The organism is Nocardiopsis sp. iso_186 (genome assembly GCF_056173365.1).
This window is the reverse complement of sequence record NZ_CM149670.1, coordinates 2669400-2683911: the sequence shown is the minus strand read 5'-3', so window position 1 is coordinate 2683911 and position 14512 is coordinate 2669400. Positions and strand designations below refer to the sequence as shown.

At 71.7% G+C, this 14512-nt stretch carries 15 protein-coding genes; 6 read left to right on the top strand and 9 right to left on the bottom strand.

Annotated features, from left to right (window positions below; all coding sequences use genetic code 11):
- Positions 1 to 10 precede the first annotated feature (10 nt).
- Positions 11 to 442, bottom strand: a complete 432-nt coding sequence (locus tag AC0VYP_RS11735) for an SMI1/KNR4 family protein (protein ID WP_285759656.1) — start codon at positions 440 to 442, stop codon at positions 11 to 13.
- 302 nt (positions 443 to 744) lie between these two features.
- On the opposite strand from AC0VYP_RS11735, the gene AC0VYP_RS11730 reads away from it, so the two are divergent.
- Entirely contained in the window at positions 745 to 1635 is an 891-nt protein-coding gene (locus AC0VYP_RS11730; RefSeq protein ID WP_475474021.1) for a DMT family transporter, read from the top strand.
- A gap of 92 nt (positions 1636 to 1727) precedes the next feature.
- Here AC0VYP_RS11730 and AC0VYP_RS11725 read toward each other — a convergent pair whose 3' ends face one another.
- Genes AC0VYP_RS11725 through AC0VYP_RS11715 form a run of 3 tightly spaced genes read right to left on the bottom strand, consistent with a single transcriptional unit; the run spans position 1728 to position 4637 of the window.
- The gene (locus AC0VYP_RS11725) at positions 1728 to 2408 is read right to left on the bottom strand and encodes a response regulator transcription factor (RefSeq protein ID WP_285759654.1); all 681 of its coding nucleotides are present in this window, start codon (positions 2406 to 2408) and stop codon (positions 1728 to 1730) included.
- Positions 2409 to 2440: 32 nt separating this feature from the next.
- The gene (locus AC0VYP_RS11720) at positions 2441 to 3613 is read right to left on the bottom strand and encodes a sensor histidine kinase (protein ID WP_475474020.1); all 1173 of its coding nucleotides are present in this window, start codon (positions 3611 to 3613) and stop codon (positions 2441 to 2443) included.
- Between the two features lie 58 nt (positions 3614 to 3671).
- Entirely contained in the window at positions 3672 to 4637 is a 966-nt protein-coding gene (locus AC0VYP_RS11715; RefSeq protein ID WP_475474019.1) for a glucosyl-3-phosphoglycerate synthase, read from the bottom strand.
- Between the two features lie 302 nt (positions 4638 to 4939).
- Between AC0VYP_RS11715 and AC0VYP_RS11710 the strand changes: the two genes are divergently transcribed.
- On the top strand, positions 4940 to 5923 hold the full coding sequence (locus AC0VYP_RS11710) for a hypothetical protein (RefSeq protein WP_475474018.1): 984 nt from the start codon (positions 4940 to 4942) through the stop codon (positions 5921 to 5923).
- Positions 5924 to 6009: 86 nt separating this feature from the next.
- Positions 6010 to 7014, top strand: coding sequence for a methyltransferase (locus tag AC0VYP_RS11705; RefSeq protein WP_475474016.1), 1005 nt, complete (start codon positions 6010 to 6012; stop codon positions 7012 to 7014).
- A gap of 118 nt (positions 7015 to 7132) precedes the next feature.
- Here AC0VYP_RS11705 and map read toward each other — a convergent pair whose 3' ends face one another.
- Complete coding sequence (gene map / locus AC0VYP_RS11700) at positions 7133 to 7915, bottom strand: type I methionyl aminopeptidase (RefSeq protein ID WP_475474015.1); 783 nt, start codon at positions 7913 to 7915, stop codon at positions 7133 to 7135.
- 66 nt (positions 7916 to 7981) lie between these two features.
- On the opposite strand from map, the gene AC0VYP_RS11695 reads away from it, so the two are divergent.
- Positions 7982 to 8287, top strand: a complete 306-nt coding sequence (locus AC0VYP_RS11695; protein ID WP_285759645.1) for a helix-turn-helix domain-containing protein — start codon at positions 7982 to 7984, stop codon at positions 8285 to 8287.
- Between the two features lie 72 nt (positions 8288 to 8359).
- On the opposite strand, the gene AC0VYP_RS11690 is transcribed toward AC0VYP_RS11695, so the two are convergent.
- The 4 genes from AC0VYP_RS11690 to AC0VYP_RS11675 form a co-directional block, all read right to left on the bottom strand.
- Positions 8360 to 9634 (bottom strand): adenylosuccinate synthetase, encoded by a 1275-nt coding sequence (locus tag AC0VYP_RS11690; RefSeq protein ID WP_475474014.1) that lies wholly within the window; start codon positions 9632 to 9634, stop codon positions 8360 to 8362.
- 1 nt (position 9635) lies between these two features.
- Positions 9636 to 10640: a hypothetical protein gene (locus AC0VYP_RS11685; RefSeq protein ID WP_475474013.1), complete on the bottom strand. Its 1005-nt coding sequence runs from the start codon at positions 10638 to 10640 to the stop codon at positions 9636 to 9638.
- Between the two features lie 73 nt (positions 10641 to 10713).
- Positions 10714 to 11802 (bottom strand): protein kinase family protein, encoded by a 1089-nt coding sequence (locus tag AC0VYP_RS11680; protein ID WP_285759641.1) that lies wholly within the window; start codon positions 11800 to 11802, stop codon positions 10714 to 10716.
- The gene (locus AC0VYP_RS11675; RefSeq protein WP_285759640.1) at positions 11799 to 12563 is read right to left on the bottom strand and encodes an NUDIX hydrolase; all 765 of its coding nucleotides are present in this window, start codon (positions 12561 to 12563) and stop codon (positions 11799 to 11801) included. The genes AC0VYP_RS11680 and AC0VYP_RS11675 overlap by 4 nt, the downstream gene beginning before the upstream one ends.
- A gap of 159 nt (positions 12564 to 12722) precedes the next feature.
- On the opposite strand from AC0VYP_RS11675, the gene AC0VYP_RS11670 reads away from it, so the two are divergent.
- Positions 12723 to 13856 (top strand): sensor histidine kinase, encoded by a 1134-nt coding sequence (locus AC0VYP_RS11670; RefSeq protein WP_285759638.1) that lies wholly within the window; start codon positions 12723 to 12725, stop codon positions 13854 to 13856.
- The gene (locus AC0VYP_RS11665; protein ID WP_285759636.1) at positions 13808 to 14452 is read left to right on the top strand and encodes a response regulator transcription factor; all 645 of its coding nucleotides are present in this window, start codon (positions 13808 to 13810) and stop codon (positions 14450 to 14452) included. The genes AC0VYP_RS11670 and AC0VYP_RS11665 overlap by 49 nt, the downstream gene beginning before the upstream one ends.
- Positions 14453 to 14512: the final 60 nt, after the last annotated feature.

Here is a 14512-nt window from a genome sequence, read left to right as displayed (position 1 = left end):
CCCGACCGCTTCAGCGGAACCAGTCGTTGCCGTCGTTGAAACACCGCACCAGGTAGTCGCGCAGCGACACCACCGTGAGCGTGCGCTCGTCGGTCTCGTGGTCCCACACCACGATGCCCGCCCCGTAACCGGTGTGCACGTAGGCGAACTGCGGCCCCATGTCGGAGTCGCCGAAGAACAGCAGATCGTCAAAGGGCGCATACAACTCCCGGTAGTCGGGCTCGGCGCGGATCGCGAGGTTGTCCTCCACGATGCGCTCAGCCGACCACACCACCGCGTCGCCGTACTCGTTGGCGACCCCGTTGGTCTCACGCAGCAGCTCCACCAGGTCCAGCGGCACGGGAAGGCCCAACGCCTTCTCGATCTGCCAGAACACAGCCTCCTTCGCCGGCTCGGAGAATTCCGCGTCGGGATACAGGTCACCGATCAATAAACGCCACACGCTGGTAATGATCACAGGTCCGCATACGTCACGGGAAATCAACAGGCGCAAGTCGCGCGAATCCGTGCCGCAATTCACCAAGCCGCCCAGCCCGCCCACCACCGCGATCACCCGCCCCGCACCCGGGCACGACCCACCACAACAACGATGAGAACCCCGAAAAAAGGGCATCTTCTACGTAGTGCTACTACCAACGCAGTAGCCGCAACAGTCTCGCCCTGGACGACGACACCGCAGACGCCCCACCGCCACAGTGGAGCCATGACCGTCACCGACCACGAGCGCGCACGAGGGGAGCGGGAGTGAGCGCACTGTGCATCGCCGTGGGACTCTCGGCGGTCTCGGCACTGGGATACGCGGGCGGAGCCGTGGCCCAGCGCCACCTGGCCGCCCAACTCGACGCCACCGCCCCCCACCGCCCCCTCTCCCGGCTGCTCACCCGCCGCCTGTGGTGGATCTCGGTCGCCCTCAACAGCACCGGCGCGATCCTGCACGCCGTCGCCCTGGCCTACGGCACCCTCATCGTGGTGCAGCCACTGGGCACCCTCACCCTGGTCATCGCCCTGCCCTGGTCGGCGTGGCTGGCCGCACGCCGTGTCAGCCCACGCCAGTGGCACGGCGCGCTGCTGACCGTCCTGGCCCTGTCGGTCCTGGTGGTCACCGCCGGCGCGGGAACCGCCGGACACACCCTCACCGACACCCGCGTGCTTGCGTTGAGCGCGACCGCCGGCGCGGTGGTCGTCGCACTCGCCGGCGCGAGCACCGCGACACACACGGCGGTGACGCGCAGCCTGCTGCTGGCAGCCGCGGCAGGAGTGTCCTTCGGGGCGGCCTCGGCCCTGGCCAAGACCGTCCTGGACGCGGTAGCCGCAGCCGGGCCCTGGGGCGCGCTGAGCCTGGCCGCGACCGCCACCGCGCTCCTCGCCGGCGCGGGCCTACTGCTGTCCCAGGCCGCCTACTCCCGCATGGACGTGGGCGCGCCCCTGGCCACCATGACCTTGGCCAACCCGCTGGCATCGGTGTGCGCGGGCCTGCTGTTCATAGGCGAGACCTACGCGGGCGGACCGTGGGGGGCGGGGGTGGCGCTGCTGAGCGCCATCGTGGCCGCGCGCGGCGTCGTCCTCCTGTGCGTTCCCGCCCCACCCGAGGCGCCCCGCCCCACCCGGCGCCTCCTCCACACGTCCCACCGCTAGGGCCGGCCACGCCGGCACGCAACCCGGGCCGGCCCGCGCAGCGTGGGACCGATGGTGTTCCCCGGGCCCACCGGCCCGGGGAACACCACACCTCACCGCGCCTCAGGGAACTCCCCGGGGCTGACCAGCCCCGTCTGGTAGGCGATGACCACCAGTTGGGCGCGATCACGCGCCCCCAACTTCACCATGGCCCGGTTGATGTGCGTCTTGACCGTCAACGGCGCCACGAACAACCGCTCCGCGATCGCGTCGTTGCCCAGGCCCGCACCCGCCAACGCCATCACCTCGCGCTCGCGCGCGGTCAACGCCCCAAGACGCGCGCTGGCAGCCAACGGGTTGGCATCGGGCTGGGCCAGGAAGTTCGCGATCAGACCTTTGAGGGCGACCGGTGACAGCAACGCGTCGCCCTGCTCCACCCGGCGCACCGCATCCAACAACTCCACCGGCTCCACGTCCTTGCCCAAGAACCCGCTGGCACCGGCCCGCAGCGCCTGGAACACGTACTCGTCGATCTCGAACGTCGTCAAGATCAACACCCGCACCCCCGCCAGGTCCTCGTCGGCGGTGATCGCGCGCGTGGCCGCCAACCCGTCCATGCCCGGCATACGGATGTCCATCAGCACCACGTCGCACCGGGTCGAGCGCGCCAACTCGACCGCGTGGGCGCCCGTCGCGGCCTCCCCCACCACCACCATGTCCGGCGCCGAATCGATCAGGGCCCGAAACCCGGCCCTGATCAGGGTCTGATCATCAGCCAACAGCACCCGAATCAACCCGTCGCCCCCACTTGTCGTCGTCCCCGCCCTCACCGCTCGGTGATGGGCAGCACCGCCTCCACCACGAACCCTTCACGGGTGGGGCCCGCACTCAGCGTCCCACCCACCGCAGCCACCCGCTCACGCATCCCCACCAACCCCAACCCGCTGCCGGGAGCCCCGCCCTCGCCCATCTCGCGCTCACGGTCGTTGCGCACCCTGATACGCAGCGAATCGTCGGTGTAGTCCAACACCACCTGCGCCCCCGACCCGCGGCCGTGCTTGTGGGCATTGGTCAACGATTCCTGCACCAACCGGTAGGCCACCAGCTCCACCCCCAACGGTGCCGGACGTGCGTGCCCGCCCACCTCCCACTCCACCTGGAGTCCCGCCGCGGCGAACGACCGCGCCAACCCCTCCAACTGCGCCACCCCCGGCGTAGGCCGCGTGGGCGCCACCGGCTCCCCCGACTGGCGCAACACGTTGAGCAGCGCGTTGAGCTCCACCATGACGGCCCGCCCCGAGCGGCGCACATGCCCCAGCGCCTCCTCGGCGGCCCCGGGATTGTGCCCGATCAGATGCGTGGCCACCCCCGCCTGCACGTTCACCACCGCAATGTGGTGGGCCACCACGTCATGGAGTTCACGCGCGATCCGCAGCCGTTCCTCCACCACGCGCCGACGCGCCTCCTGCTCGCGCGACTCCTCGGCGCGACGGGCCCGCCCCTCCACCTCGACCACGTAGTCGCGGCGCACCCGGGCGGCCTCGCCCACCGCCAACGCCAACAACAGCCACACCACCCACCCCGTCCCGATGGGGTCCAGCAGCGGCTGCCCGTCCCACCACGTGTACGCCACCGCCACCGCGGCCGACCCCACACCCGCGGCCGTCATCCCGGCCGCGCGCCCGCGATGACGCGCCACCGAGTACACGCTGATCCCGTGGGCGAGCACAAACGGCATCCGCACGATGTCCGTGGCCACACACGCCACCACGCCCGCACTCACCAGCACCGCCACCGGCAACGGCCACACCCGGCGCGCCGCCAGCGCACCGAACGTCACCACCATGGCCACGACCGGCCCGGCGAGATCGAACCCCCCGCCCGGACGCCACTGCCACAGCCAGTGCACCACCGTGACGCATAACCCCGCCGCCACCAGCGCGTTGACGACCACGCCGTGACCGCGCCACCACGCCAGCGCCCCACCACCGCTTCGCATAGGACCCAACGCTAACCCCGCCCGCTCCTTGGCGCGGCGCGGGCGGGGGCGCGCCACCTCACACCAGGACGGGCTCCAAGGTGTCGGCGGGCGGGCGTTCGGTGATGGCGGTCTCGCGTGGACGCGGCGCGTAGTCGCCCTCGCCGGCCCCCGAACGCACGTACTGCACCAGCGTCGTGGCCGCCTCCCCCTGGGGCTCCACCAACCGGCCCGAACGCACCAGGCGAAGACGCGCGGTGTGCTGGATCTGGGCGGCCATCACCCCCAGGTCGGGGGTGGTCTGGTTGGTGTGCTCACGCCGCCCCAGGTCCACCTGCGCCATCGCATCCAACCCGTACTGCTCCACCAGGTCCACCAACAACCCCAGTTCCACGCCGTAGTGCGACACGAACGGCAGACCCCGCAGCACGTGGGCACGCCCGGCGTACTCGCCCGAGAGCGGCTGCACGAACCCGGCCAGGCGCGGCCAGTACTGGTTGAGCAGCGGGCGCGCCACCAACTCCGTCACCCGGCCCCCGTTGAACGTCTGCCCAGGGGTGCCCTTGAGCGGGCGGTCGTAGCAGGCTTTGACGTAGGCCACCGTGTCATCACTGATCAGCGGCCCCAGCAACCCCGTCACGTAGGAAGGCGTGAAACTGAGCAGGTCGGCGTTGACGAAGACCAGGATGTCGCCGGTGGCCACGAACAGCGACTTCCACAACGCCTCCCCCTTGCCCTCCCCTCCGGCCAGGTCGGGCCGGATGGCGTCCTGGTGGTAGACGGTGGCGCCCGCCCCGCGCGCCACCTGCGCGGTGTCGTCGCTGCTGCGCGAATCGATGACCACGATCTCGTTGACCAGCGCCACCTCCTCGCACAGGGCGGTGCGGATACTCGCCACGATCGACCCCACGGTCGCGGCCTCGTTACGGGCAGGCAACACCACGGTGACTCTCTGCTGTCCCTTGGCCGCGGCCAGCTCCCGCGCGTCCCAGTCCTGTGCGCGGCTGGTGCGCTTGTCCAGCCATGCCTCTACCTCTGCCAGCACGTTGCCTCCCCATGGATCGGCTCCGGCGCGCACTCAAGCGCCCCCAACGAGTCGGGCCTGATCAGCGGCATCGATGACCACGCCTAGCGACTCGTTATAGCCGCCGTGTTTTTCCGGGACGTCGCCGCCGTGTAGCCATTGGATGACATCGCCCCGACCCCCCGCCGATTCCACCCCCAACACCCCACTTGCCCACCATGAGCGGCAGAAACGCCCGTTTTGCACGTCGGGTGGCCCCGCACCCCGCACCCGGGGCTCAATAGGCAGCACCACCCGGCCCCGACCACCCGAGGACGTCCGCCATGGCACCCGCCCCGCGCCCCGCACACGCAGCCCTGCCCCTCCTGGTGGCGGCCCTGGCCCTCACCCCCCTCACCCCCCTCACCCCCCTCGCCCCCGCCACCGCCGCAACCGCACCTGCGGCCACCACCAGCCACTACCTCACCCTCACCGGAGCGGCCTCCGACCTCGACCACGCCCGCGGCGCCGGATGCGCCCAAGGCACGAGCGGACGCTCGGGACTGCGCGTCCTGTTCTTCGGCACCCAGGAAGCCGGCGGAGTCCTGCGCCACCCCGGGACCACCGCGGCCACCACGACCAGTCGCGTCCCCACCTCGCGCGCCATCGACGCCGCCCACGCCTGGGCCCGCGGCTTCACCGACTGCCGCACCGCAGGCGCCACCGCCCTCCTGGCGCTGGGCGTCAACAACAAGTCCGACGGCGGCGTCGATGGTGCCACCGCCGGACGCGCCTGGGCCACCACCGTGAACCAGGCCGCCCGCCGCGCCACCACCGACGCCGTCACCATCACCGGGGCCGTGGACGCCGAACCCTCCTGGTCCGCCCCCGCCTGGGCCCGCGACTGGGTGCGCGCCTTCACCACCAGCGCCACCGTCAACCTCTACGCCGCCAACTCCGCCGACGGCTGCCCCTTCTACGGGTCCTCCTCCACCACCTGCCACAACGGCTGGACCACCGGCGACGTCCACTACGTGGCCGGAGGCGCGGCCCCCGCCCGCATGCACGTCATCCCCCAGATCTACCGCACCGACGGCGTCCAGGCCCGTCAGTGGTCCCACATCAGCGCATGGGGAAAACGCGCCGGTGCACCCGCCCTGCGCTTCGCCGGCGCCATGTCCCAGTCCAAAGCCTGCGCCCAACGCGGCTGCACCGGCACCGACAACACCCCCGCCCAGGCATGGACCCAACTCCACACCGAACTCAACGCCCACCCCGAGACCCGCGTCAGCGCCCTGCCCCACTCAACCGACATGCGCTGGCCCTGACCCCTGCCGCGCCACAGCGGCGGGCCGCCCACCGGCAGTCCGCCGCTCTCACCACACCCCCTCTCACCCACCGTTACCATTGGGGCGTGCGATCCGACGCCGACACCGTCCTGGCCCTGCTCACCGCCCCCTGGACCACCCACGCCGTGCACACCGCACTGCGCATCGGCGTCTTCGACATCCTCGACGAGGGCCCCCGCACCACCGGCGACATCGCCCACCGCACCCGCACCCACGCCCCCTCCCTCGAACGTCTGCTCCGCCTGCTCACCGCCGCCCACCTGGTCACCCCCCACCCGGACGGTCACGCCCTGGCCCCCGCCGCGCGTCTGCTCACCCGCGCCCACCCCCACAGCCTCGCCCCCCTGGCCCGCCTCTACGCGCTGCCCGCCATCACCAGCGCCTGGCAGCACCTGGAGCACACCATCCGCACCGGGCACGCCGCCTTCCCCCACGCCAACGGCGCCCCCGTCTACCCCTACCTGCACGCCACCCCCGACGACGCAGCCGTCTTCGACACCGCCATGGCCGCCGCCTCCCACACCGCGGCCACCCGTCTGGCCACCGACCACGACTTCACCACCGCCCGCACCCTCACCGACGTGGGCGGCGGCAACGGCCGCTTCCTGGCCACCCTCATGGCCCACCACCCCCACCTCAGCGGCACCCTCACCGACCGCGCCGACGTCCTCGCCCGCCTGGACCCCGCCATGGACCGCCTCGTCGCCCAGGGGCGCGCCCGCACCCGCCCCGCCGACTTCTTCACCGACGCCGCCCCGCCCGCCGACGTCTACACGCTCAGCCGCGTCCTGCACAACTGGGACGACGCCGACGCCGCGCGCATCCTCACCCGCATCCGCTCGACCATGCCCGCACACGCGCGCCTGCTGGTCGTCGAACGCCTGCTCAGCCCCGACTCCACCCTGTCCATCGCCCACGACCTGCACATGATGGCCATCACCGGCGGACGCGAACGCACCCGCGACCAGTACGCCGCCCTGTGCACCCGGGCCCACCTCGACCTGGCCCACGTCCTGCACCTGGACGCCGGTTTCTGCGCCCTGGTCGCCGTCCCCGCCCAAGCGCACTGATCGGGCACACGGGCGCGCCGTTGCGGATGGGGTGCGGCGGTCGGCGTGGGACGGCGAACAACCGTTCTTCCCACCGGCGCTCCGCGGCGGGGCGCCAGGACGGGCGCGGCTGCGTCCCTCACGGCTGCGCCCGCCCCGCCACGGTGAGGATCTCGGCTCCGTCCTCGGTGATGGCGATCGTGTGCTCACTGTGTGCCGTCCGGCAGCCCGTCGCGCTTCGCAGCGTCCACCCGTCGGCATCGGTGACGAGCTCGTCGGTGTCGGCCATGACCCACGGCTCCAGTGCGAGCAGCAGCCCGGGACGCAGTTTGTATCCGCGGCCGGGGCGTCCGGTGTTCGAGACGTGCGGGTCCTGGTGCATCGTCGATCCGATGCCATGACCTCCGAACTCGGTGTTGATCCGATACCCCGCCTCGCTGAGGACCGTGCCGATGGCATGGGAGATGTCGCCGATGCGCGCTCCGGGCCCGGCCGCCGCGATGCCCGCGCTCAACGCCCGTTCGGTCGCGCTGATCAGCGCGACGCTCTCCGGGGGCGTAAAATCGCCCACGATGAAGCTGATGGCGGCGTCTGCCGCGACTCCGCCCTTGGAGACGGCGAGGTCGAGTGTCAGCAGGTCGCCGTCCCCGAGCGCGTAGTCGTGGGGCCGTCCGTGGAGCACGGCGTCGTTGACGGCCGTGCAGATGTAGTGGCCAAACGGTCCGCGCCCGAAGGACGGCGCGTAGTTGACGTAGCAGGACTGCGCCCCGGCCTCGGCGATCATGGCCTTGGCCCACCGGTCGATGTCCAGGAGGTTCGTGCCCACGGCGCTACGGCTCCTCATGGTCTGCAAAATGTCCGCGACCAGGGCACCCGTCTCTCTTGCCTGGGGCAGGCTGGTGGGGTTCAGGATCTCGATCATGCGGCACCCTCCTCATGCGACCAATAACTATCCCGGCCATATTATCCCGGTGCTAGAGTCGCAGCCATGGTCAGGTTGCCGCTCACACCCGCAGAGGTCGAGCGCGGACAGCGCCTCGGCGCCCTATTGCGTCGCGCAAGGGGAGAACGCTCGATGCTTGAGACCGCACTCGACGCACGCGTCTCACCCGAAACCCTGCGCAAGATCGAGTCGGGCCGCGTAGCCACCCCCGCCTTCCCCACCATCGCCGCGATCGCCGACGTCCTCGGCCTCTCCCTCGACACGGTGTGGGCCGACATCAACCGGCCCGAACACGGCGCCGACGAGCCGACCGGCCCCGATCACAGCGCACGCGAACAGCTGGCCTCCTAGGCCACCGCAGCCGCGGTGAAGGCGACCACGAAGGGCAAGGCCCGGGCGCGGCCCCCGACCGGCGCCCCCGCTTCACACCACCGCGCGCCCCGCCGCACGCACCTGCTTGTCGCCGCGCCCGGGCCCCCTCGACGCCACCACCACCGGTGCGCCCAGCGCCTGCTCCACCACACCCGGCCACTCCCGGGCGCCCACCTCCACCAGCCGCGGTACCGCCTTGTCCAACACCCGCCCCAACTCCTGCTGACGCTCCAAATCGCCCACCACCGCCGCGGGCACCTCCTCCATCGGCCCCCACTCGGTGTCATAACCGGTACACAGCCGCAGCCCCGCCCGTTCGGGCGCGTCCACGTGCGTCAACGCCACCCCGTCCACCCCCCCGGTGGCCGCCACCGCATAGCGGTGCAACGGGCCGTCGAAGTGCCCCACCCGAAACGCGCCCTGCCAGGGCCCGGTGCCGTTGTGCGCCTCCACCAGCGCACGCCCCAGCCCCGGGTCCTCCGTGGGCAGCGGCCCCGGCCCGTGGCGCGGGGTGTAGGTGCGCACCACCCCCAACGTGTAGGGCGCATCGGCCCCCGCCTCCTCCAGGAGGACGCGCGCGTTGGCGCTGGTGGTGGTCAACCACGTGGTGTGGGGGTGCAGGCCGTGCCACTCGTCCAACAGCACCCCCTGGGCGCCTTCCATGACCACCGGCCCCCGCGCGACCAACTCTTTCAAGCGCCCCCCGCCCACCACCTCCACGCGCTGGGCGAACGCGGCGAACACCTGCGCGCACTCCTGCACCGACGGCCCGCCCAAAGGCCCCAGTTCCGCTTCCAACCGTTCGCGCAACACCCCCAGCAGACGCCGCATGCGCACCGGATCGGCACAGTCGCCCACCCGCGGCGCCTGCTCGCCATGGCACACCCCGTACCGCGCGGTCTCCCCCACCCCCATACCGCACGACCCGTGGCGCCCCGCACCCCGGGCACGCTCCCGCGCCTGGTTGGCGGCCCGATGGTAGGGGGTGGTGACGAGCGCGTCGGCATCCACCATCACCCGCGACAACGGCGCCACCACCCCCAACTGCTGCAGGTGCGCGGCCTCGGCCGCCAACGCCAAGGGGTCCACGAGCATGAACCGCGACAGCAACGTCACAGTGCCGGGGGTGAACATCCCCGCCCCCAACTGCGCGAAGGTGTGGTGGCGCCCATCGGGGGTCACCACGTTGTGGGCGGCCTGGGCCCCGCCGTTGAAACGCACCACCGACGCCGGACGCCCACCGTCGCGCGCACACAACCAGTCCACGACCGTGCCCTTGCCCGCGTCGCCGAACCCCAGGTCCACCACGATCACCGGGGACTGCATCTCACAGTCTCCTGGTGCGCGCCGGACCCGCCTCGTCGTCGCCCCCGCCCAGGTCCGCGGGCAGCCCCCCGCGCACCGCCACCGTGCGCCCGCGCGCGATGGGCGCCAACGCCTTGGACACCGCCTCCCCCGCCGAGGACCCCACGTCCCCCAGGTCGGCCAGCCCCTGCGCCAGGTCGATGGCCTCCTCGGCCAACCCGATCGTCACCGCGATCGTCTCGCTGACCGCGTCCAGGTCCTCCAACATGATCACGTTCTGGCCGAACAGCGACCGCCAGAACTCCTCCAGACGCGCGTCCTTGGCGTGGTAGGCGCCCGCCGGCACGATGTGAAACACCTCGAACTTCGCCTTGAGCTCGGCCACGATCTGGGCCAGGGGAATGTCGTCGTGGATGTCGTCCCCGATCACCGCACGCACCTCCTTGGCCTTGACCACCGGATAGGCCAGCTCGTCGCCCATGAGGAACAGGTAACCGCGCCGGCCCCGCTTGTCCAGGCAGTCCATGGCCGTGTGCCGCGCCATGAAGTACATGGCCAGCTCATAGGACTCCATCATCTGGCCGCCACCCCCGCCCTCCAACAGGATGTCGCCCAACTGGGTGTCCATACGGTTGTCGGACTCGAACTGCCCCACCTGCAAGGGCGCACGGTCGCACGTGGCGTCCCCGATACCGCCGAACATGATCTGGGGGTGGGCCAAGTAGCCCTTGCGCAGCAGCAACCCGAACAGCTCCGGCAGCTTGGCCTGCAAACCACGCGGAATGTGCCCCATCGACCCGGTCACGTCGAACAGCACCGCCACGGCCTGGGAGAGCGGGTGCTCATCGGAATCACGGCTCTCCCGCACCCCCACCCCCTTGGGGTCCAGGCTGGGGTGGGCCTTCCAGGAACTGCGCGGCGCCTTGGCGCTGACGTCGTCGGTGTAGCCGAACGCGCTCGCCCCGGTACTGGCGCGATAGGCCCGCGCCGCCCCGTACACATCGGTGGACCAGTGTCCGCTTCCCATGGTTCTTCCCTGCTCTCGTAATCGATCCGACTCTGAAAACGGCGTACTCGCGGCCCTTCGCGGTGTCCCGCTGCTACCGGGACGCCACACCCTCGGCAGCGGCCCCGGCGGGCATCGCGAAGGGCCGCCACCGCCGCGGCCCCCACAACTCCTCCAACACCTCGTCCAACTCCTCCAGCAGCGCCCAGGCGTCGCCGGGACGCGCCGCGGGATTGGCCAACGCGCATCCGCGCGCGAACACCGCCAACCGCGGCGGCATCCGCGTGCCCACCAACGCCTCGATGGTGCGGGTCGCGGTGAAGATGTCGGTGGCCGCGGTGGCCGGCCCCCGCGCGGCCACCTCCGGCCCGTACCAGCGCTCCTGGCCCTGCACCATCGCCGCCAACGGCTGCCCCGCCCGCACCGAGTAGCACCAGTCGGCCAGGACCAGCCCGTGCTCGCCGGGGTGCACGAGCACGTTGGCGCCCAGGGCCGCACCGTGCACCAGCCCCGCCCGGTGCCCGTGGCCCAGCGCCACCAGCAGGCGCCGCCACATCCACGCCGCGTCACGGGCGTCCACCCCCTCGGGGTAGGCCGCCGCGACCTCGGCCAGCGTGAAGAACCCCGCCAGGGGCTCCATGACCGTCACCCCGCGACGCGCCCCCGTGGACTCGTCGCGGTGGGTGAAGGACTCCACCAGGCGCGGGACGTAGGCGCGGGTGTGCCCTGGGCCGTGCGACTCAAGACGCGCCAACGCGTGCGCCTCGGCCGCCATCAGGTCGCTGTCGCCCGGCGACCGCGCGATCTTCATCACCGCCTCGCCTTGCTCCCCGCCCTTGCGCGTGTAGCTCACCCGGTAGACGTTGGCGATGTCCCCGCGCGCCACCAACGCCCCCACCCGGTAGGAGCGCTGCGCGGTGGCGATGCGCACCTGCTGCTCGCCGCCGGCCCCGCGGTACCCGCCCCACAGCACCCCCAACCGCGCGAACGCCACCGACGCCCGCCCGCGCATGCCCGGCGGGCACGCATCGGGGTGCAGGGACCGCGCCAGAGCACGCCAGCACCGCGCCGCCTGCTCCCCCGGCTCGCCCCCCACCCCGGGCGCGGGCCCGAACAGCTCGTGGGCCTCGCGGGCCCCCAGCACCCGCCGCTCCGCCCGGGCGAACTCCTCCTCGGTACTCACCCCTCCTCCCTGGGTCCCGGGGTGCCGCGCAGCAGCGCCGGATGCAACAGCGTGGCCGCGCCGCGCGTGTACAGGCGCGCGCGCCGTCCCCCGCGCGCACCCCCCGACTCCGTACGGCTGTCGGTGTCGGTGACAAACCCCGGCACCGACACGACCTTGCGGTGGAAGTTGGCGGCGTGCAGCTCACGACCCCACACCGCCTCGTACACCCCGCGCAACTGGGCGATGGTGAACTCCCGCGGCAAGAACGCCGCGGCCAGGGGCGTGTACTCCAGTTTGGCGCGGGCACGCTCCAGCGCGTCGGCCAGGATCTGGTCGTGGTCGAAGGCCAACGCCCCCACTTTCGCGGCCAGCCCCGCCACCGGCAGCCACGACGCGTCTCCCGCGTCCCCCCCGCCCACCGCCTCTCCCAGGTCCGGGGCCAAGGCCACATAGGCCATGGACACCACGCGCATGCGCGGGTCGCGCCCCGGCGCCCCGTACCCGCCCAACTGCTCCAGGTGCAGGCCCGCGCGCACCGACGTCTCCTCGGCGAGCTCGCGCACGGCCGCATCCGCCAGGTCCTCGTCGGGGCGCACGAACCCCCCGGGCAGTGCCCATGCCCCCCGGAAGGGTTCCTGTCCGCGGCGCACGCACAGCACGTGCAGTTCGCCGCCGCGGATGGTCAGGGCGACCACGTCCACGGTGACGGCCACCGGCGCATACGCCCGCGGATCGTAGCCGGCGAGGAACCCCGCCTCGCCGCCCGGATGTTCGGCCACCACAACCCCCAGTTGTTCTCAGATAGAGATTTTCTCTATCTGAGAACAACATAGGGCATGGGGGAGCCCACGTCCACCCCACAGTGGTCACCACACCACCGACCCCGCCCCCACCATCAACGACAATGAAAACCCACCCACCCACAGGACAGGACCACCATGGCCGCCCAGGACCACCGGCCCAACCGCCTCTCCCTCATCGGCTGGGCCCTCACCTTCCTCCCCCTGGGCCTCCTCGGCATCATCCTCGCCGCCCTCTTCCTCCTCGCCTCCCTCACCACCCTGCTCTGGGTCGGCTTCCCCCTCCTCGTCGGCGCCACCACACTCATCCGCCGCTACGCCAACTACCAACGCACCCTCCTCACCCCCTTCCTCACCACCCCCGTCCCCACCCCCTACCGCCCCCTCCCAACCGCACTCGACTCCCGCACCATCGCCATCGCCCGCGACCCCGCCACCTGGCGCGACCTCGCCTGGCTCCTCCTCAACGCAACCCTGGGCACCATCCTCCTGCTCGCCTCCCTCGTCCTCCTCCTCATCTGGCCCACCACCCCACCCTTCATCCACACCTACGCCCGCCTCAACCGCCTCCTCCTCGCCCCCACCACCAACGCCGACCTCACCGCACGCATCACCCACCTCGCCGCCACCCGCACCGACGCCACCCGCACCCAAGCCTCCGAAGTCCGCCGCATCGAACGCGACCTCCACGACGGCGCCCAAGCCCGACTCGTCGCCCTCGGCATGAGCCTGGGCATGGCCGAACAAATGCTCACCACCAACCCCGCAGCCGCCCAAAAACTCCTCACCGAAGCCCGCGACTCCACCCGCCAGGCCCTCACCGAAATCCGCGACCTCGTCCGCGGCATCCACCCGCCCGTCCTCGTCGAACGCGGACTCCCCGGCGCCGTCCACGCCCTCGCCATCGCCCAACAACTCCCCATCGACGTTGACATCGACCTCCCCGGCCGCCCCGACGACCCCGTCGAATCCGCCGCCTACTTCGCCATCGCCGAAATCCTCACCAACACCGCCAAACACGCCAACGCCACCCGCGCCTGGGTCCGCATCAACTACGGCCTGGGCCGCATGGTCATCGTCGCGGGCGACAACGGCCACGGCGGCGCCACCCCCGCAACCGGAACCGGCCTCACCGGCGTCCAACGCCGCCTCGCAGCCTTCGATGGGACGATGACTCTCCTCAGCCCACCCGCAGGCCCCACCATCATCACCATGGAGCTACCGTGCGCGTTGTCATCGCCGAAGACCTCGCCCTCCTCCGCGACGGACTGATCCGCCTGCTCGACGCCCACGACTTCACCGTCGTCGCCGCCGTGGACACCGGCCCCGACCTCCTCCACGCACTCCTGCACCACCGCCCCGACGTCGCCGTCGTTGACGTACGCCTTCCCCCCACCCACACCGACGAAGGACTCAAAGCCGCCATCGCAGCCCGCCAACGCGTCCCCGGCCTCCCCGTCCTCGTCCTCTCCCAACACGTCGAACAGCTCTACGCCCGCGAACTCCTCTCCGGCGGACAAGGCGGCGTCGGCTACCTCCTCAAGGACCGCGTCTTCGACATCAACCAATTCATCGAAGCCATCCGCCGCGTCGCCGCCGGCGGCACCGCCATGGACCCTGAGGTCATCGCCCAACTCCTCGCCAAACACACCCCCGAAAGCCCCCTGGGCGCCCTCACCGCCCGCGAACGCGAAGTCCTCGGAGAAATGGCCGAAGGCCGCTCCAACTCCGCCATCGCCACCCGCCTCTTCATCACCGACAAAGCCGTCAGCAAGCACATCAACAACATCTTCGCCAAACTCTCCCTCCCACCCTCCCCCGACGACTCCCGACGCGTCATGGCCGTCCTCACCTACCTCAACGACTGACCCCCACCGCACAACGAAGAGGGGGCGGACCACCCGGTCCACCCCCTCACCCACCATCAA